This is a genomic window from Dysgonomonas sp. GY617 (assembly GCF_015233815.1).
Taxonomy (GTDB): Bacteria; Bacteroidota; Bacteroidia; order Bacteroidales; family Dysgonomonadaceae; genus Dysgonomonas_A.
Map to the genome: position 1 here is coordinate 241940 of NZ_JADCLR010000007.1, position 20184 is coordinate 262123.

At 35.8% G+C, this 20184-nt stretch carries 15 protein-coding genes and 1 tRNA gene; 6 read left to right on the forward strand and 10 right to left on the reverse strand.

The genetic code is table 11. From position 1 onward, the window contains the following. The first annotated feature begins 119 nt into the window (after positions 1–119). A complete protein-coding gene (locus tag IR022_RS08175; protein ID WP_194203343.1) occupies positions 120–737 on the forward strand; it encodes a hypothetical protein in 618 nt (205 codons plus the stop codon). A 61-nt stretch (positions 738–798) separates the two neighbouring features. On the opposite strand, the gene IR022_RS08180 is transcribed toward IR022_RS08175, so the two are convergent. Continuing rightward, the gene (locus tag IR022_RS08180; protein ID WP_050708647.1) at positions 799–1926 is read right to left on the reverse strand and encodes an acyltransferase family protein; all 1128 of its coding nucleotides are present in this window, start codon (positions 1924–1926) and stop codon (positions 799–801) included. 207 nt (positions 1927–2133) lie between these two features. Here IR022_RS08180 and IR022_RS08185 point away from each other — a divergent pair, with 207 nt between their 5' ends. After that, positions 2134–2988, forward strand: coding sequence for an AraC family transcriptional regulator (locus IR022_RS08185; protein WP_194203344.1), 855 nt, complete (start codon positions 2134–2136; stop codon positions 2986–2988). Positions 2989–3074: 86 nt separating this feature from the next. On the opposite strand, the gene IR022_RS08190 is transcribed toward IR022_RS08185, so the two are convergent. The 5 genes from IR022_RS08190 to aspS all read right to left on the reverse strand — a co-directional run bounded on the left by IR022_RS08190 (position 3075) and on the right by aspS (position 11302). Then, on the reverse strand, positions 3075–4469 hold the full coding sequence (locus IR022_RS08190) for an efflux transporter outer membrane subunit (RefSeq protein ID WP_050708649.1): 1395 nt from the start codon (positions 4467–4469) through the stop codon (positions 3075–3077). Positions 4470–4482: 13 nt separating this feature from the next. Next, positions 4483–7650 carry an efflux RND transporter permease subunit gene (locus tag IR022_RS08195; RefSeq protein ID WP_194203345.1) on the reverse strand — a complete coding sequence of 1056 codons (3168 nt, stop codon included), beginning with the start codon at positions 7648–7650 and terminating at the stop codon, positions 4483–4485. A 115-nt stretch (positions 7651–7765) separates the two neighbouring features. Further along, a complete protein-coding gene (locus IR022_RS08200) occupies positions 7766–8869 on the reverse strand; it encodes an efflux RND transporter periplasmic adaptor subunit (RefSeq protein WP_050708651.1) in 1104 nt (367 codons plus the stop codon). A gap of 12 nt (positions 8870–8881) precedes the next feature. Further along, entirely contained in the window at positions 8882–9337 is a 456-nt protein-coding gene (locus tag IR022_RS08205; protein ID WP_194203346.1) for a MarR family winged helix-turn-helix transcriptional regulator, read from the reverse strand. 210 nt (positions 9338–9547) lie between these two features. Beyond that, on the reverse strand, positions 9548–11302 hold the full coding sequence (gene aspS / locus IR022_RS08210; RefSeq protein WP_050708653.1) for an aspartate--tRNA ligase: 1755 nt from the start codon (positions 11300–11302) through the stop codon (positions 9548–9550). 152 nt (positions 11303–11454) lie between these two features. Between aspS and IR022_RS08215 the strand changes: the two genes are divergently transcribed. The 4 genes from IR022_RS08215 (at position 11455) to IR022_RS08230 (ending at position 14123) form a co-directional block, all read left to right on the forward strand. After that, positions 11455–11529 (forward strand) — tRNA-Pro (locus IR022_RS08215). A 306-nt stretch (positions 11530–11835) separates the two neighbouring features. Beyond that, positions 11836–12489, forward strand: coding sequence for a carbonic anhydrase (locus IR022_RS08220; protein WP_194203347.1), 654 nt, complete (start codon positions 11836–11838; stop codon positions 12487–12489). A gap of 187 nt (positions 12490–12676) precedes the next feature. Beyond that, entirely contained in the window at positions 12677–12997 is a 321-nt protein-coding gene (locus tag IR022_RS08225; protein WP_194203348.1) for a hypothetical protein, read from the forward strand. A gap of 94 nt (positions 12998–13091) precedes the next feature. Next, a complete protein-coding gene (locus tag IR022_RS08230) occupies positions 13092–14123 on the forward strand; it encodes a TQO small subunit DoxD (RefSeq protein WP_050710614.1) in 1032 nt (343 codons plus the stop codon). A 67-nt stretch (positions 14124–14190) separates the two neighbouring features. On the opposite strand, the gene IR022_RS08235 is transcribed toward IR022_RS08230, so the two are convergent. The 4 genes from IR022_RS08235 to IR022_RS08250 form a co-directional block, all read right to left on the reverse strand. Further along, the gene (locus tag IR022_RS08235) at positions 14191–15096 is read right to left on the reverse strand and encodes a sugar phosphate nucleotidyltransferase (protein ID WP_194203349.1); all 906 of its coding nucleotides are present in this window, start codon (positions 15094–15096) and stop codon (positions 14191–14193) included. 11 nt (positions 15097–15107) lie between these two features. Then, positions 15108–17606, reverse strand: coding sequence for a sugar-binding domain-containing protein (locus IR022_RS08240; protein ID WP_194203350.1), 2499 nt, complete (start codon positions 17604–17606; stop codon positions 15108–15110). Positions 17607–17728: 122 nt separating this feature from the next. After that, positions 17729–18874, reverse strand: a complete 1146-nt coding sequence (locus IR022_RS08245) for an aldose epimerase family protein (protein WP_194203351.1) — start codon at positions 18872–18874, stop codon at positions 17729–17731. Next, a complete protein-coding gene (locus IR022_RS08250; RefSeq protein WP_194203352.1) occupies positions 18871–20184 on the reverse strand; it encodes a BNR repeat-containing protein in 1314 nt (437 codons plus the stop codon). Before IR022_RS08250 ends, IR022_RS08245 begins: the two co-directional genes overlap by 4 nt.

Here is a 20184-nt window from a genome sequence, read left to right on the forward strand (position 1 = left end):
GTATCTTCGCATTTTAGATAATAATGCATTAAATATTAATTACAACATCTTAATAGTTGTAGCTATACTTAGTTCTTACACTCATCAAAGAAACAAAAAGGTCTTAGACCTTAAAGCATATGGATTACAAAATAAAAGTAAAAGCGCTTAGAGAAATAATGCCTATACCAATGGCAGAAGCAATAAAGCTCCTAAAAGAAAACAATGGTGATATTAAAGTCTGTGCCGATATATTTAAATCGAAGTCGATCGAACACATATGTAAAGAAACAGGTTGTAGTAAAGAGATGGCAGTACAATTCTATGAAAAAGAGAAATTTGACTTGAACAGAACTATCTCATTTATCAAAGAAGAATTATTTGATCAGAACTATAAACCTATAAATAATATAACGTTGGATAATCTCAACAAGACACGATTGTGGATTGCCATAGTGCAGGAAAAGGACTTTGCAACATCGCTCGATTATAATAAACTATCATCGGTTATACAAACATTAGCGGCAATACCTTCTTTACAGAGTATGGCTTTGACACTAAAACAGGCCAAGAAAATTAAAGATTCCATCTTCAAAGGATATAGCGATGATCTTAGTATCGATGAGTTTGTACGTCGTAATGTTCAATTAGATGATAATCCCGATTTTCAGAAAGCATACCAAAGAATAAGTTTAAGCACAACTATTGTTATCGATGAGATTAACCGACACCGCCGAAATTTACAAACTAGCCTTTAATAAACACGATAAGTTTATTAAAGGCTAGCCCGTTTAGAATATATAGTAATAACTTCCTAAATTATAGAAATTTCTTTCGAAGCCATTCTCTAACTGGCAGATCATAAAACTTCATTGTTATATATGCCACTATAATAGAAGTAACAGCCGCCAACAGTCCATAAGGCCATGCTTCTTCCAATGTATAGCCATTATTGGCAACCCAAGCCATATATACATATACAATAGGATAGTGTGTTATATAAACCGGATAAGATATATCTCCTAGAAATTTACAGAATTTTGAAGCCTTTTTACCTTTTACTTTACCTCCTGCTCCCAGCCAAATGATAAAAGGAAACAATATCATTATACAGAAACACTCATACAAGCCATTCATCCATAAGCTATCAGCATCTCCCACACGAGGCATAGCTAATAGTACAACCAATAATAAACCTGCTGATAAAAAAGCATTTTTAGTATAACGCAACTTACTTATCCTGGCTAGTAATAAACCCGCTAAAAAAGGAAAAGCCAAACGTGTAAAACCAATTCTTAATTGGGTAAGATCATCAATAGTCCAACCACCAATAATATCGCCGTTAGGATTAGTTACAGCATACTGAAGTGTGAATCCCGCAGCAATTACGACAAGAATACCTAATGTTATTTTTGAAACACGACGCAAAACAAGTGCATAAGCAATATTAGCTATATACTCAAAAAATAGAGACCATGCAGGACCATTTAAAGGATGCATCTCATTCCATCCCCTTATATCTAACCCTTTACCTACAGGTATTAAGGTAAACCCGATTACCATAACTAATAGCATCTTCCAAACAGGAACTTCATTTATTCCGCTCCAACCTAAATCAGGAGAATACTGAAAGTAGAATAATAGCCCCCCGATTAAAGAACCCACAATAATCATTGGTTGCAGACGAACAATACGGCGTTTAAAAAAGTCTTTAAGTGTCATTTTACCCCAACGGTCATCATAGGCATATGCAAGTACAAAACCTGAAAGCAAGAAGAAAAAATCGACTGCTAAATAACCATGATTAATAATTTGCTTCGAATGATCACCACCTGAGTGAGTCTCAAAAACATGAAAAAAGACAACTAATACAGCGGCAATACCCCGCAAACCATCGAGAATTTCGTAATGTGGTTTTGAACTTTTAAGATCTGCTTTTCCTTCCATTATTTTATATTATATTAAATCTATCAAACTTTATTGGCTAACTAAGCTGGATAATGATACAAATTTATAGTTTTTAATAGTATCGACCCTTATTTTCCCCTCAAGCATCAGGAAACACAAAAATAAAATAAATAGAATGATTTCAATTGTCTTATATTTAATTATAGTTGTCTTATATTTGAATGATAAAGAAAAATATGATATAAAATGTTCGAAAAATCAAAATATACTTACGTTCCCGAATTACAGAAGCATTCTTTCTTCTTTGACCATGTAAAAATATACTGGAATGAACAAATAACATTTCATAAACAAAAAACATGGGAACTCTCCTATGTTATTACAGGAAGTGGGACTAGAATTATTGGCGATACAATAGAGCCTTTTTCGAGAAATGAAATTATACTAATTCCACCTGATATACCCCACTGCTGGTCGTTTAATGAATTTGATGCAGATGAAACTGGAAGAATAGAGAACATAACACTTACTTTTTCCGACCTGTTTCTCGAAAAATGTATAGCTGCTTTTCCTGAAATGGATAAGTATATAAAAAGAATGCAACATAATACAGAAGCAATTTCTTTTAAAGGGAATACATTAATACAATTGCAGAATCTCATGCTTTCTATGATAAAGCAAACAGAAATTGAAAGGATATCTTCGCTAATTAAACTTTTAGTCCTGATTTCTTCACCTGAGGATAGTAATGCCGTAGGAAAACCTATAATTGAGGATAAAAAAACGATTAGGATGCAAAAAATTCAATTATACATTATGAATAACTATCAGAACAATATAAACTTAGACGAAATGGCTAAACTTATAGAGTTAGATAAATCATCATTTTGTATCTTCTTCAAGAAGATGACAGGCAAAACCTTCTTCTCCTATTTAACAGAATATAGAATTGAATCTTCATGCCAGATGCTTATCCAGACAAATTTATCAATTGCTGAAATCTGCTTTATATCTGGATTTAAAGATATTCCGTATTACAATCGTGTATTCAAGAGAATAAAGAATAAAACTCCAACTGAATATAGAAAAACAGCATCTTAACAATGTCCCCATCCTCCTAGTTTAAAAGAAAAAAGCATATACTCAAATTGAGCATATGCTTTTTTTATCAAATATTGAAAGGGTAATTATTTAACACCACCTCCTAGTGCTCTATACAAGTCAACTGTAGCTTGTAACTGCTCTAGTTTATCACTAACTTGTCCTAATTGAGCTTGTAATAAGTTTTGTTCTGCGATCAATACCTCAGTATAATCAGACTCGCCTGCTTTTAAAAGCTCTTGAGTAAAATAAACTGCTGTACCCAAAGACTCTACTTGCTTAGCTCGTGGAGCATTCTTAGTTAAAGATGCCTCATAAGTATACATAATGTCTGAGACTTCTTTTCCTGCAGTCAAAACAGCTTTTTGGAATGAAAGTAAGCTCTCTTCTTGTTGAGCTTTACGAATTCTCAATTGACCGATCAATTGCTTTTGAGCAAAGATAGGTTGAGTAAGACTCGCCAAGATATTTGCTATAATATTCTCTGGTTTGAAGTTTTCTACAAAACCAATCAAAGAACCACTATTTAAAGTCAACGATGGGTAAAAACTAGCCTGAGCTGCATTAGTCAATTCAAATGCACTTCTAAAAGCAAGTTCTGCTTGTTGCACATCCGGACGTTTTGCTAACATCTGAACTGGGACACCAAAAGATAGTTCTTCGGGTACATCCTGATTCTCGATTGAAGCACGCATCACCGAACCCGGTTTACGAGCCAACAATAAACAAAGACTATTTTCTAATGTTCTAATTTGAATTTCCAAACTAGGGATACTTACTGCAGTACCATACATTAAACCTTTACTTTGCTCTACAGCAGCACCATTCAACATACCCGCATCTTTCAATGCCTGCATTGTTTCGCTACTTTGTCTCAATAATTCAACAGTCTCTTTAGTAACTCTCAATTGCTCATCCAATGCCATCAAAGAATAGTATGATGTAGCAATATTAGATATAAGAGATGTTTGTATTAAATCGCGATATGCATGAGTTGATAGCATTTGAGCAAACGAAGCACGAGCTTGTCTATTCAACTTACCCCAAAGGTCAGCTTCCCATGTTACAGCTATACCTAAACCATATTGAGTAGAGCTATATCCCAAAACATCTTTAACACCAGCATCATTAATACTAGTTCTTGATTGATTAAATTGACCAACCAATGCTACATTAGGAAAGTAAGCAGCACGTGCCATACTCAAACTAGCCTCAGCTTGTTGAATACGAGTCATTGCTATTTGCATATCAAAATTTTGCTCTAAGCCTTCCTCAATCAAAGCCTGAAGAATAGGATCTTTGAAGTACTCTCTCCACGAAAGGTCCGCAATAGATGTAGTATCAGTCGGATTTTCATCTCTGAATAACTCCTCTGAATCAACCTCAGGAGTTTTATATTTATTGACAACCTGACAGGAACTGAATCCTATTGAGGCGGTTAGCCCCAATAGAATAATTCCTTTGATATATTTCTTGTTCATATTTAATTTCTATTTACTTGCTTGCTATTGTCTTATCCTCAGAATTCAACACTCCAGATTTACTAAATTTTTCCTGTATATTCTGGAAAATGATATATAGGGACGGAATCACCAATACTCCAATCATAGTACCAATAAACATACCTCCAATGGCACTAATACCAATAGATCTGTTACCAATAGCACCTGCACCTGATGCAAACATCAAAGGCATAAGACCGAAGATAAAGGCGAAAGATGTCATCAAGATAGGACGCAAACGTGCTACTGCACCATTGATAGCTGCATCAACAATACTCATTCCTTGTTGACGACGCTGTATAGCATATTCTACAATCAAAATTGCATTCTTAGCCAATAGACCAATCAACATGACTAAGGATATCTGGACGTAAATGTTATTTACAATACCACTACCTCCTATCATGGCTACAAAGATAAAGATGAATACACCTGCAAGACCAACTGGTAATGATATAATTACCGCCAATGGAAGGATATAACTTTCATATAGAGCAGCTAACAGAAGATAAACGAAGATCAAACAAAGACCAAAGATCATTACCGTTTGGCTTCCACTACCAACCTCTTCACGAGTCATGCCTGAATACTCATATCCAAAACCTTGAGGAAGTGCTGTTTTACTAACCTCGTCAACCAATTGAATAACGTCTCCCGAACTATATCCTTTGTAAAAGTTAGGAATGATAGTTACATCCATTGATGAGAACATATTGAAACGAGTCAAAGCCTGTGGCCCTGTAACATCTGTAATATTCAAGAACTCTGTTATAGGTGCCATTTCTCCACTTGAAGTACGGATAAATATCTTACCTAAATCTTCAATGCTAGATCTGTATTCGGGCGAAGCTTGTACCACTACCCTAAATTGTTTACCATATAAGTTAAAGTTCGACACATACATACTACCGATATAAGCCTGCATGGTTGTCATTACATCAGAAAGACCTAAACCTGCATCTTTTATCTTTGCCATATTCGCCTCAATTTGTTTTTGAGGGAAATTTGGGTTAAAGGTTGTCATCGCCATCATTACTTTATCGCTAGCTTTCACCTCATCCAAAAACTTGTTAGTTATATCATAGAATTTATGAATATCTCCACCTGTTTTATCCTGAAGTTTCATTTCAACCCCTGTACTCAAACCAAACCCTTGTAGTGTTGGCATACCAAAAAACATAAATGTTGCATCTTGTATATGAGCTGTATTTTGCGTCAAAATACTAGCTACTTCGTTTGTATTTATTTTACGATCTCCCCATGGCACCATTTTTACAATCATTGATGCATAAGAGCTACCCAATCCACTCATAAAACTTACACCCGAGATACTGGTTACAATGTCTACACCCTCTATATCTTTTGCTATTTTAGTTACTTCTGTAACCAAAGAGTCTGTTCTTTCAAGAGACGCTCCCGGAGGTAAAGTAATCATACCCATAACGCCTCCACCATCTTCTTGAGGAACGAATCCTGTAGGAATCATACTCATCAAATAGAACAGAATACCTGAACTTACAGCAATAATAGCTACTGTAATCCAACGGTGACCTTTTCGTCCTAAGAAGTGAAGACTTGTTTTATATTTTTGAGTTGCAGCATTAAACGCAATATTAAAACTGTAATAAAAACGCTTGATTAAGCTTTTTTTCTCAACATGCCCTTCTTCGTGAGGCTTCAAGAACAGAGCACATAAAGCGGGACTCAATGTTAATGCATTAACAGCTGAAATAACAATCGCAATTGCCAGAGTTAATCCAAATTGTTTATAGAATATACCGCTTGTTCCTCCAATAAAACTTACAGGAATAAATACCGCAGCCATTACTAATGTAATAGAAACAATTGCAGGAGCAATTTCTTTCATCGCAGCCATTGTTGCCACCTTAGGATCTTTAACTCCTGAGTCTAACTGAGCATGCACCGCCTCGACGACGACTATCGCATCATCGACGACAATACCGATCGCCAGAACCAAAGCAAATAAAGTCAACAAGTTGATTGAGAATCCGAACATCTGCAAAAAGAAGAATGTACCTATAATTGCAACTGGAACCGCAATAGCAGGAATCAGTGTAGAACGAAAATCCTGAAGGAACACGAATACCACAATAAACACAAGAATGAAAGCCTCAATCAGAGTGTGAATTACTTTTTCGATAGATGCCGATAAAAATTCATTAGCATTCATCAAATAACTCACTTTCATACCTGGAGGAAATGAAACTGAAGCCTCGTCTAAAGTCTGCTGAATATTATTAATTACTTCCTGAGCATTCGACCCTGCAGTCTGGCTAATAGAAATAACAACTGATTCTGCACCATTTGTTAAAGAATGTACTGTATAATTCAACGATCCTAATTCAACATCAGCAACGTCTCTAACTCTTAAAACCTGTCCATTTTGAGAACGAACAATTATATCTCCAAATTGCTCAGCAGATTTTAATCGTCCAGTATACTTTAATGTATATTGAAATGACTGATTACTGTTTTGTCCCAACTCACCTGGAGCAGCCTCAATATTCTGATCTGTTAACGCAGCAATAACTTCCGTTGGCGAAATTTGATAAGTAGTCATCAAATCAGGCTTAAGCCAGATACGCATCGAGTAGTCTTTCGCTCCATATACCATAGCATCTCCTACCCCATATACACGTTTGATCTGAGGTAAGATATTGATATTTGCATAGTTCTGTATAAACTGCCCGTCATAGTCTGAATTATCACTAGATAAAGCTAAGAACAAAATAGTACTACTTTGTTGCTTTCTTACAGTAACCCCTACTTTAACAACTTCTGCGGGCAACAATGGAGTTGCACGGGCAACCATGTTTTGAACGTTTACCGCCGCAATATCAGGATTGATACCTTGTTTGAAGTATACAGTAATAGTTGCTTGACCATTATTTGAAGCAGAAGATGTCATATATGTCATACCTTCTACACCATTCACTTGCTCTTCAATAGGAACTACAACGCTATTCATCACCACGTCAGCGTTGGCTCCATCGTACATCGTACTAATTTGGACGGTAGGAGGGGCAATATCTGGATATTGCTCCACTGGCAGAGTCACCAGTCCTATAATACCCAATACCACTATAATAACCGAGATTACAGTAGATAATACAGGTCTCTCTATAAAAGTTTTTAACATTGTATTTTATAGTTTATATTTTTATGTATCGTATTTCGCTATTGCCGTCCACTCTTATTTAACTGCAAGAAATGAGGCAATAACAGGTCTATGACCTTAATATGGAAAACTAAAATTATTGAACTTTAATTTTCTTTCCGTTGGTTAATGTTGCAACTCCATCTGCTACAATTCTATCTCCAGCAGAAAGTCCAGCTGTTACAGCATATTCTTGACCTCCGGGTGTTTGTAATACAGTAATAGGTGTTTGAACCACTGAATCTCCTTGAACCTTATATACTAACACTTTGTCTTGTTGTGCAAACGTTGCTTTTTGAGGAACAAGCAGAACATTTTCCAAATGTCTTGGTATACTTATTTTACCACTAGTACCACTTCTCAATAATCCATGAGGGTTAGGGAAATCAGCTCTAAAGTTAACTGATCCGGTAGTAGTATTTACTAATCCCGAAATAGTTGATATCTTTCCTTTCTCAGGATATACAGTTCCATCTGCTAAAATAAGAGATAATTCAGGCATATTTTTGATTTTCTCTGCTTGAGTTTTTCCTGGAGCCTTTTGTAAAAAGTCCATTAAATCCTTTTCATTCAAAGAAAAATAAACATATACATTATTTGTATTTGCCACTGTAGTCAATACATAAGATTTATCTACAAGACTACCTTGACGATAAGGAATTGAACCTACGATTCCATCAACAGGACTAGTTACACTCGTCCAACCCATTGTTGCTTTAGCATTAGACAATGTAGCTTGAGCTTGTGCGAAAGCTGCTTTCGATGATTCATAAGCGTTTTCAGTAGTTTCTAACTGAACATTACTTACAATACCTTTTTGAGCAAGAGGACGTATGCGTTCAACGTTCAACTGAGCTGTATTTAAAGCCGCTTGTGCACTATTTACTGCTGCTTGAGCAGATAATAAAGCTTGCTCTGATTGTGGCGAGTTTATCTTGAATAATGCCTGTCCTTTTCTAACAAGAGCTCCCTCATCAACGTAGATTGCATCGATAAAACCGTCAATACGTGGTCTTATCTCAATATCTTCCTGTCCTTTTATTGTTGCAGGATATACAGTTTCCAAAACTGTATTCTGTTCACTCAGCACAGTGGTAGGATATACCGGTGCTTCCTGCTTTGGCGCTTCCTGCTTGCTGTTTCCACATGAAACAAGTAACAAGGCCACTAATACCCCAACATTTAACCTATTCAAAAACATACCTAATATTATTTAATTGTTTAACTTGTTTAATACTTCCAATAAAGATCGTAACTGTGCTTTTAAGGCATCACCATCCATATGTTCCAAAAGAGCATCTGTAGAAAGACGTACTTTGGTTATCGCTTTTAGAAAAAGGTCTGTACCATCATCTGTTATTTCTACCACACGTGCTCTTGTATCTATTTTACTAGCTTTTCTGTCGATCAATTTTTTCTTGTGCAGATTTCGAAGAATTGTGGATGTTGTCATTGGATCAACATTTGTTACATTCGAAATTGCGATTTGTGTCACTTCCTGCTCTGTTTGTCCCAAATGATATACAGCTGACAATACCTCCATCTGCGAACCAGTAAGCCCAAACTCATCTAATAGTTTATGCTTACCTCGTTGCCATGTTTTCATTATCTGCCAAATAAGAAAACCTAAATCATTGTATGGATCACCTATTTTACAATCTTTATTCATCTTTACCCATTATCCATTATATTTTGTGGGTGCAAATATAGTAAGTGTACTTATAATAAGCGCACCTACTATCAATAAAAATTGAACAAATTAACTTTTTTTACTTATATAATATAAAATCAAAGGTGCATAATACTGTGCCTAATGTACAAAAAAAGGATAGTGCTCCAAAAGCAGCTATCCTTTTTTTTATAGAATTTAACGTTAGCTTCAGTCTTTCAGATTTACAACTAGCTGTAATTCTTTCAATTGCTCATCATCTATTACAGATGGAGCATCAATCATAACATCACGTCCTGAGTTATTTTTTGGAAATGCAATACAATCACGTATAGAATCAAGCCCTGCAAATAGAGACACTAATCGGTCTAAACCAAAAGCCAACCCTGCATGGGGAGGTGCTCCATATTTAAAAGCATCCATAAGAAAACCAAATTGAGCTTGAGCTTTTTCTTTAGTGAATCCTAAAACTTCAAACATCTTCTCTTGTAATTCACTATTGTGAATTCTCACAGAACCTCCTCCAACTTCAACACCATTGATAACCATATCATAAGCACTGGCTCTAACAGTTGCCGGATCTGAATCCAATAATGGAATATCCTCTTTATGAGGACTCGTAAATGGATGATGTTTTGCAAAGAATCTATTCAACTCTTCATCTTTTTCCAATAAAGGAAAATCAATTACCCACAAACAGTTGAATTTGTTCTTATCACAAAGCCCTAAACGCTCTCCCACCTCTAGGCGAAGTTCGCTTAACTGTTTCTGAGCTTTTTCAGTTTCTCCACAGATAATAAGGATCAAGTCTCCCGCCTCTGCGTTACACCGTTTCGCCCATGTAGCAAGTTCTTCTTGCCCATAAAATTTATCAACAGATGATTTAAATGTTCCATCCGCTTCACATTTTACATATACAAGACCTTTAGCTCCAATTTGTGGACGTTTTACGAAGTTTGTCAATTCATCTAACTGCTTACGTGTATATTCGGCGCATCCTTTAGCGCAAATAGCTCCTACGTATTCGGTACTATCAAACACAACGAAATCTTTACCTGTTGTCAAATCTTTCAATTCAACAAATTTCATCTCAAAGCGAGTATCAGGTTTGTCCGATCCATAATATTTCATAGCATCAGCGTATGTTATACGAGGAAAATCTGGTACATCAATACCTTTTACAACTTTAAATAAATGCTTAGTCAATCCCTCAAACATTTGAAGCACATCTTCCTGCTCTACAAACGACATTTCGCAATCTATTTGAGTAAACTCAGGCTGACGATCTGCACGCAAATCTTCGTCTCTAAAACATTTCACTATTTGGAAATAACGATCGAAGCCCGATACCATCAATAATTGTTTAAACAATTGAGGCGATTGAGGTAAAGCATAAAACTCTCCTGGATTCATTCTCGAAGGAACGACAAAATCTCTCGCACCTTCAGGAGTAGACCCAATCAGAACAGGAGTTTCAACCTCCATAAAATTTAACTTATCCAAATAAGCGCGAGTTTCGAATGCTATTTTATGACGAAGCTCTAAATTCTTGCGAACAGAATTACGTCTCAAATCTAAATAACGATATTTCATTCTGATATCATCTCCCCCGTCTGTCTCATCCTCTATCGTAAAGGGTGGGGTTTCTGATGAATTCAATACTGTAACTTTGCTTGGAGCTATTTCAATATCTCCTGTTGGAATATTCTTATTCTTACTTGAGCGTTCCTGAACGGTTCCTACAACTTGTAGAACCCACTCACGTCCAAACTTATTAGCTTCTTCATAAAGATCTTCGTTTACATCTTTGTAAAAAGCTAATTGAGTAATACCATAACGGTCGCGAAGATCAACAAATGTGATACCACCTCCCAATTTACGCACTTTTTGCACCCATCCTGACAGGATAACTTCCTTATTTTCATCTGCTAGCCTAAGCTCTCCGCATGTATGATTTCTATACATAGTAAAATAATTGACTAATATGGATTCTGTTTCTTGAGTTACAAAAATAGCTATTTTATTGGGCTGATCTCATTTTTTCAAAAAAAAATCTCTAAATATTTTGTTATTAAAAAATATGTCATACCTTTGCATCGCATTTGGGAAATCAAATACGGGATGTAGCGCAGTCCGGTTAGCGCACCTGCTTTGGGAGCAGGGGGTCGTGGGTTCGAATCCCGCTATCCCGACACAATAGAAGAGAGTTAGATTAAAATCTAACTCTCTTCTATTTTTTTAATGTATACCTAATTCGTATGCAACTATTAGAATTAGGTGAACTGATAATAAGAACAAATATGGATACCTGTACTCTAAAAGTGACATTTTATATTACTCCTTCTTTCTTACACTGCAATTACCTCTCATAAAATATGATTAACAATACCTCATTTACTTAGTACCTATTCAGAAAAAGGAAGAACTAGAAATAAAAAAAAGTGATTATTAATTGAACAAATATTATCTTTATCGGATAAATTAAAAACACATTGATTATGCCTGACCAAGCAAAGTATGACAAAATATTTGAATCTAACAGAAAATGGATAGAGAAGAATAAAGTAGAAAATCCTGGATTATTCGAATTATTAGCAGCAGATCAACATCCCGATTTTCTATACATTGGTTGTTCAGACAGTAGAGTACACCCTAATCAGGTTATGGGGTTAAAACCGGGAGAAGTTTTCATCCATCGTAATATTGCAAACATGGTTATAGCCACTGATTTGAATGCTCTTTCAGTCATCAACTATGGAGTAGAATACCTCGACGTTAAATACATTATTGTTTGTGGTCACTATGGTTGTGGTGGTATACAAGCTGCTATGAAAAATTTAGACTATGGAATACTTAATCCTTGGCTGCGAAGCATACGCGATGTTTATCACCTACATAAAAAAGAACTAGATGCGATTGGTGACACAGAAGCCAGACATCGACGCCTTGTTGAACTTAACACGTATGAGCAATGTCGCAACGTTATAAAAATGGGAGAAGTGCAAAAATCTTATTATCAAAAAGGCTATCCTAAAGTTGCTGGCTGGGTATTCGATATTAAAGATGCACGACTTCACGACTTAAACTTTGATTTAGAAGGAGAGCTTGATAAAATTAAAGATATTTACGACATTACTGGCAAAGCGCAATAGCTCAAATAATATTTACCAATAATTAAATTACTCCTTCACTAATTGAACAGATTAATACTTAAAAAAAGTAATAATCTATAGACTTACACAACAAAATCTGCTTCTTTGTGTTTAATATGTTTATACGTTCACTATAATTATTTTTAAGCTAGTTTTACATATGTATTGTTCGAAACGAATTTATTTAATGCTACTGCCTCTGGCTATTTTGCTTTGTTTCACTTGTCCCATCAAACAAGAGATAAAGCAATCATTAAATATACCGATCAATACACAAATCAATATTGAGAAAAAGAATGATCTCAAATCGTGCATAACTACTGTTACTCAAAGCGATTTATCTCAAAAAATTAAGAAGAAAACTGAAGGTAAGAGTTTACTCTTTTTCACAGAAAATAAATTTAAAGAACTACGAGATACAACCTCCAGAATATCTCAAAACTTTGATAGACAAAAAGATCCAGATTCGGTTTCATTGTTTATTCTTCATCGGCGACTAATTATTTAAATTACAATTAAGTTCAATTTTATCAATATAGATTAACATTTTTAGTTAATCTGCAATAATGCTGTTTATATAAAACTTAATAATTTAAATAATTATGACACAAAATAATAATAAAGGGATGCTACAAGCATACTCTTTAGCAGGTAGCTTTGCTTTAGCCTTACGATTAGTAGTTGGATGGACATACTTTTCTGCTTTCTGGAGAAGATTAATCCTTGAAAATAAATTAAATCCAGAAGAAGCTGGATATATAGGAGAGAAATTCAATCACTTTCTACCAAACGCTTTAGGAATAAAGCCAATGATTGAATATTTAGTTTCCAATCCCGAATCCCTTTGGTGGGCTATGGCTGCCTTTACAATAATAGAAGGAATAGTTGGCTTACTTATAATGTTAGGCATATTCACCCGATTAATGAGTGTAGGTGTACTTGCATTAGCTACCGGAATATTACTTGGATCGGGTTGGTTAGGTACAACTTGTTTAGATGAATGGCAGATAGGCATACTTGGCATGGCTACAGGATTCACACTACTTCTTACTGGTGGAGGAAAATATTCTCTAGATAATTATCTTCTCAAAAAACATAAAATCAGTAACACCAAATGGTTTCCATGGGTAGCTTCCGGAATATTACCTATTCGCGAGAAGCTATTGAATAAAGTAATTATTGGAGGATCTGCTATTATTTTATTTATGACTCTCTTTACGAACCAATACTTTCACAATGGTGTTTGGGGACCATTACATAACAAATCGGTAAAGCCTATCGTTGAAATATCGGATGCAAGCCTCAATAATGAAGGATTGACGTTTACGGTATTCAGGACAGAAGGGGCTGATGTTTATGGTTCATTCTTGATAGGCATCACACTAAAGGATGTGAACGGAAATATTATATTAAATCAAGAAGGTAAAGAATTATCTCAATTCCCTACAACAGATATAGAGAACAGATATGTGGCAAAGGTAAAACCCGGCAAACACAGCTTAATTATACCTCTAGGTAGTAAAGCTGAATTGACAATAAAGGACGAGAATATTCAGAACCTAAGTAAGGGTGAATACAATCTAATATTGACTGATATAAGTGGAATAACCTGGACTAAGACTATTATCTTTTAAGAAAAAAAGCAGAGGTAGAAAATAATTTTCTACCTCTGCTTTTTTATATCTGTAATCTACCAGTTCATTAAGAAAATAATTTTTCTGGATATACCTTATTTTTAACAAGGTCTTTGATCTTCAAAATAGCTTCCGGACGATCTTTTGCATATGTAATTCCAAACCATTTTGATGGTGTATTAAATAACTTCACTTCAATCAATTTCTGTTCGATAAGGGTATTTATTAAAGTCGGAATAAGAAATTCAGCCTTAACCTTATCTTTATTCTCTTTCAAGAATTCTACAAAATACTTTTCCGAAAGATCGAAATAGTCTGGAGTAAATCCCCACATATTCATCGAAACAGGAGTTGTATCGGTTAAATTCTTCCAAGTGCCGTCCTCATCTTTAAATTGAGGAGTACCCTCAGTACGTTTTACCTCAGTACGCTCTACTATTTTCAGAAGAAGATTATCTTTATCTACTTCGCAAACACCTCTGGCCACTGAACCACTATCAGATAATGTATTACCTAGCATATAGCCCATCATGCAATAATGACCGGTTTTGCCTTCCATATTCCTAAGTTGTCCCGCTAAAAGCTGGAAACTTTCTCTACCATAAAAGTCATCAGAATTTATTATTCCAAATGGTTCATTTATGACAGTCTTACCCATTAGCAGAGCATGGTTTGTACCCCATGGTTTTTCTCTCTCCGGGTTTGGTGAAAACCCTTTAGGAAGATCATTTAACTCCTGAAACACTACTTCTACAGGTACTGATTTTTCGTATTTAGAAAGAATCTTTTTTCTGAATTCTTCTTCAAAAGCTTTTCTTATAACAAATACAATTTTACCAAAACCCGACTGTAACGCATCGTATATGGAATAATCCATTATTGTTTCGCCATTGGGACCCAAACCATCTAATTGTTTTAGTCCGCCATATCGGCTACCCATTCCGGCTGCCAGTACAAATAATGTAGGTTTCATAGTTCTTTTCTCTATTTGATGTTAATAATAATCTCTGCTGAGTTTAGCCAAGGAGAGGTAAACCTCACTTTAGCAGTACCCTGCTGTCCCGTTGCCTGAATGTAAGCCAATATACGCCCATGATAAACACGATGTACATTATCTGTGTAATCGCTCATGTCTTCATTATTGCTGGCTTCTAATCCTAGCAGACGAGCAGGACCATCGATAATACAGGTCACTTCTTCATCCGATAGTAAAACAGGTATGCCATTTTCATCAACAACCTGTATAACCACCTTAGACAAACCTCTATCCTTACTGATAATGGTTTCTCCCGCTTGAATAGTCAACGCATACGATCGTTTTGATGACTCAATAGCAAAGGTACTAATTTCTTTTTCATCTTTATCCATACCTACTACCTCAAGTTTACCTTCGGTATATGGTATATCCCAATAAATGATACCTGTATTGTCATCATACCTTTTAACATCTCCTATTGTCTTATTGTTCAATAATAATTTAGCCTGTGCCGCATTTGTATAGCATACAACTCTTATGGATTGTCCTTTTTCGTAATTCCAGATAGGCCATGCATCCATCGAAGGAGTCTTTTCCTGATAATTTCCGCCTTCATTTTCAGCATCGAATTGCGACCATACATCTTTCATCTGACTTCTAGTGCCTTTGCCCGGAGTTGGATATGTACCTAAGTATGCCATCGGCTTATCGCTCCATAAAGATTGTCGGAAGTATCCTCTTGGTTTAATAAATCCGCCAAAATCAAGTAACCCCGAATAGAATCCTCTAGAAGGCCATTTATTAGATTCACCCAAATAATCTATACCTGTCCATAAAAACTGCCCAAAAATATGGTCGTTATCTCTTACTGCTTTCCATGCAGACAATTCGTGCCGATTTTCGCTTCCAAATATTATTCGAGTAGGGTATTTCTTGTGATCTGTTTCATAACGACCTTCTGTATAATTGTATCCTGCAATATCTAAAGCTCCGGGATACTCTGTTTCATTCGACATAGCAACTCCTGCTAATCCCGCGGTAACCGGACGCGATCTATCATGCTCTCTAACAACTGCTGCTAAACGTTTGGCAATAATCCCCAAACGCATAGCATCGGGTGCATCTTTCTTATAACCTCCAAATATCGGTTGGGTAAATCCTTCAACATTAGATCCGTTCAGCACAGGGTGCGAGTAAGGATCGTTCGGATAATCAACTTCGTTTCCAATACTCCAAGCAAATATAGAGGTATGGTTACGATCGCGACGTACTATATCTGCTAAGTCTCTTTCGCCCCATTCTTCAAAAAAGTCGAATGTTCCTTGAAAACCGGGTGTTCCTTGATTCCATCCCGTTAGCCATTTGCGTTTAGGAAATTCCCATTCGTCGTATGCTTCATTCATTACCAGCATGCCTAGTTCATCACACAGTTGATATAAATCGGGTGCTTGCGGATTATGACTTGTTCTGATAGCATTACATCCAATGCTCTTAAGAGTTTCTAACCTTCGTTTCCAAACTTCACGAGGAACGGCTGCACCGAGTACTCCTGCATCATGGTGAATACATACACCTTTTACCTTCATCCACTCTCCATTGAGAGCAAAGCCTTTATTCGGGTCAAAAGTATATGTGCGAAAACCTGTATTAGTAGAGGTCTGATCTATTATTTTTCCGTCCTTTAAAACTGTTGTTTTTAATTGATATAAATATGGATTCTCTAAATCCCACAATTGGGTATTGCTGACTTTCAGCTCCTGAGATATTTTAGCTTTCGTTGAAGAGGAAACCGCTAGTTTTTGTGCCCCTTTAGCTACAACTGTTCCATCTGCTAATAAAAGCTCGTTTTGAATAACTAACTCAGCATTTGCATCTGAACCATTTTGCACTTCTACTTCTACACTTAATATCGATTGTTTTTTATTAGATATTTTGGGATAAGTGTATACTCCCCACTGGGCTATGTGGATGGGGTTGGCGTATATTAACCATACATTTCGATAGATACCTGAACCTGTATACCATCTGGAATCTGCCGATTGACTATGGTCTACTCGAACTGCTATTATGTTGTCTTTTCCATATTCTATATAAGGAGTTGCATCATACATAAATGAAATATATCCGTTAGGGCGTTTTCCTAAAGAGTGACCATTTACAAATACTTCGCTTCTATTATATACACCCTCAAAGTAAAGATATACCTTCTCTCCTTTTTTATCGGATGGAATGTTTAAAGCTTTGCGATACCATCCGATACCTCCCGGAAGATACCCTGTAGCACTTGCCAACGTTGGACTCAACTGTCCTTTTATACTCCAGTCATGAGGGAGATCTACCTGTTGCCATTTGGCATCTTTGAAGTCTACAACTTCGGCTTTTTGAGGATCATCTAATGTAAACCTCCAATTATCATTAATCTTTGCCGGCTCTCCGAATGAGACTTGACTAAAAGAATTAATTGACAAGGAAGTCAATAAAAATAGTAGCAAGATTTTTCTTTTCATAATTCTATATGTTTTGTTCTGTGATTTTGAGGTATCAACCCTTTTTAATATTTTGACAAGTATAAAACAATAGCCTGTTATCATTCCAGCAGACAGCCATCATTAGATACTGTTTATTTAAATTATTTAGTTGAAAATTTATAGATCGTATTCTGAATATACACTTGTCCTGGGTCTAAACGTGTAGAAGGAAAGTGAGGTTGGTTGGGACTATCCGGAAATTTCTGCGTTTCGAGTGCTATTGATTCTCTGTAATTATGCGGTTTATTGTATTTACCAATATCAGTACCCTTTGCAAAATTGCTAGTATAAATCTGGATTCCTGATTGATCTGTCCATATTTGCATTTGTCTGCCTGAGGTGGGTTCGTATAAAGTGACTGCCCATTCTACATCAGATTCTGTTTTTCGATTCAATACCCAATTATGATCATAACCTGCTCCATTTTTCAATTGCTCATTGATCCCATTTATTCTTTTTCCGATTACCGAAGAAGTCCTAAAATCGAAAGGTGTATTTTCTACTGCTAAATACTCTCCCGTAGGAATAGAAAATTCATTGATGGGAGTTATAGAATCTGCATTGATGGTTAATTCATGATCTAAGATTGTACCATTCCCCTCCCCTTTTAGATTAAAATACGAATGATTAGAAAGATTCACATGAGTAGACTTATCTGTTGTTGCTGTATATTTAATCTTAAATTCATTTTCGGGAGTAAGAGTATATACCATCTTTACATTCAGATTGCCGGGAAAACCATTATCTCCATCAGGAGAGAAGTATGATAAATGAATTTCGTTGTTACTGACACTATCAACATTCCAGACTACTACATCAAAACCAAAAGTTCCTCCATGCAAGCAGTTTGTTCCACTATTTTGAGGAAGTTGATATTTTACTCCATCTATTTCAAATGCTCCATTTGCAATACGATTGGCGTAGCGACCCAATACTGAGCCTAAAAATCTACTGTTAGAGTTCTTTATATATTCCTCTATATTATTATATCCGAGTACAATATCTTCGTACTTATTATTTCTATCAGGAGTCCAAAGTGAGACTATTCTACCTCCGAGATTGGTTACTTGCATTATAATGCCATTACCCGAATCAAGAGCATAAATACCTACCTTTTTATTATTGACTGTTGTAGAAAAATCTTTGTCTGCAAGTAGTCTAATATCTGCATTTTGGATCGTCTTATTCTTACACCCTATTAGACAAAAGACTGAAAAACCAATATATAAAAGTTTGTGTGTTTTCATTTTAATAATTGTTTCTGTGTTTTGGAATCAATTTCTAGAACTTGCACTTTCTGAGGTTCAATATCCGCTTTTCCTTCTCCATCCACCTGATCTACTTTTTGAACAAATATGTGCAGGAGTCCTCTATCTCTCCACAATTCCGTATCAAAACTGGGCTCCCACGAACCAACTGAGAAATCAGTCAGATCACGAATTTTCCAATCACTAACATTAATGTCTTTACCAACTGCTATAGACACTTTTTCTCCCCGCTCTTCGTCTCTAAATAATAAAAATAGATTTGTGTCTTTGCCTTTCGAATCAACTATCAACTGAGGTCGGGCAATAGGTATACGTTTTGTTCCTCCTCCTTTCAATGAGAAAGGTGTATTCCGAAAATTAAGGTTCAGAACTTTCCACTCTATTCCATTATTATAAACGATGTGATATTGAGGGATATCCGAGTCAGGTTCTCGCCAATAGGAGGCAATATATGGACGACCTTGACTATCTGTTGTCATTGCTGTCTGATTGATCAGTTCGCTATTTTGAGGAATTAAGGCTATATATTCTGATGTTTCGGCAATAATGGGTAGTGTATATTTTTTATTTTGTGAATTGAGCCATGTTATACCTCCATCTAACGATTTAGCATAACAGAGATCGTGATTTGTTTCTACATCAGGCGTCTCACGCCATACCCACGAAATATGTATAATTCCTTTATCATCTACACACGATTGTGCATAGCCATTACGTTTACCTTCTCCATCAATCAAATTTCGTTGTATTTGACTCCATTTTCTAGATTTCACATCGTATCTATTAAGGACTAAATTTCCCTTTCCCGATTGACCATCACGATATATAAAAATCAAGTCGCCATTTGGCATTTTATAAAATTCGGGATAGGTAACATTTTCTTCCAATTCACCTGTCATAGATTCCTTTTCACCAAGTTCCAGAGACAGAGGTTCTACACTTTTAGCATAGCGTAAAGGATGTCCATGATGATCCCACGAAACATGCAAATAGCCATCTCCATCAACCATGATACTGATTACATTATGAGCATCCTTAACATGCCCTGTATATTCCGTTTTATGTATATTCCATTCTCCTGCAGGTAATTTTCTCTTTCCTAAGGTGAGAAATCCCTCATTATCATAATAGGCTATAAACTGGGTGTCTTTGTATGTTACCAAAGAATTCTTTCGAAATACAGTAACATTCACCGAATTGTTTGCCCATCCATCGCCAACGGCTATCAATTGTTGGGAGTAAATAAACTGGGACAACAACAAAGAGATAAGTATAATAAGGTTTCTCAT

Coding starts and splice junctions, on each gene's coding strand:
- IR022_RS08175 (WP_194203343.1), top strand. CDS start 120: ATGGATTACAAAATAAAAGTAAAAGCGCTTAGAGAAATAATGCCTATA.
- IR022_RS08180 (WP_050708647.1), bottom strand. CDS start 1,926: ATGGAAGGAAAAGCAGATCTTAAAAGTTCAAAACCACATTACGAAATT.
- IR022_RS08185 (WP_194203344.1), top strand. CDS start 2,134: ATGTTCGAAAAATCAAAATATACTTACGTTCCCGAATTACAGAAGCAT.
- IR022_RS08190 (WP_050708649.1), bottom strand. CDS start 4,469: ATGAACAAGAAATATATCAAAGGAATTATTCTATTGGGGCTAACCGCC.
- IR022_RS08195 (WP_194203345.1), bottom strand. CDS start 7,650: ATGTTAAAAACTTTTATAGAGAGACCTGTATTATCTACTGTAATCTCG.
- IR022_RS08200 (WP_050708651.1), bottom strand. CDS start 8,869: ATGTTTTTGAATAGGTTAAATGTTGGGGTATTAGTGGCCTTGTTACTT.
- IR022_RS08205 (WP_194203346.1), bottom strand. CDS start 9,337: ATGAATAAAGATTGTAAAATAGGTGATCCATACAATGATTTAGGTTTT.
- aspS (WP_050708653.1), bottom strand. CDS start 11,302: ATGTATAGAAATCATACATGCGGAGAGCTTAGGCTAGCAGATGAAAAT.
- IR022_RS08220 (WP_194203347.1), top strand. CDS start 11,836: ATGCCTGACCAAGCAAAGTATGACAAAATATTTGAATCTAACAGAAAA.
- IR022_RS08225 (WP_194203348.1), top strand. CDS start 12,677: ATGCTACTGCCTCTGGCTATTTTGCTTTGTTTCACTTGTCCCATCAAA.
- IR022_RS08230 (WP_050710614.1), top strand. CDS start 13,092: ATGACACAAAATAATAATAAAGGGATGCTACAAGCATACTCTTTAGCA.
- IR022_RS08235 (WP_194203349.1), bottom strand. CDS start 15,096: ATGAAACCTACATTATTTGTACTGGCAGCCGGAATGGGTAGCCGATAT.
- IR022_RS08240 (WP_194203350.1), bottom strand. CDS start 17,606: ATGAAAAGAAAAATCTTGCTACTATTTTTATTGACTTCCTTGTCAATT.
- IR022_RS08245 (WP_194203351.1), bottom strand. CDS start 18,874: ATGAAAACACACAAACTTTTATATATTGGTTTTTCAGTCTTTTGTCTA.
- IR022_RS08250 (WP_194203352.1), bottom strand. CDS start 20,184: ATGAGAAACCTTATTATACTTATCTCTTTGTTGTTGTCCCAGTTTATT.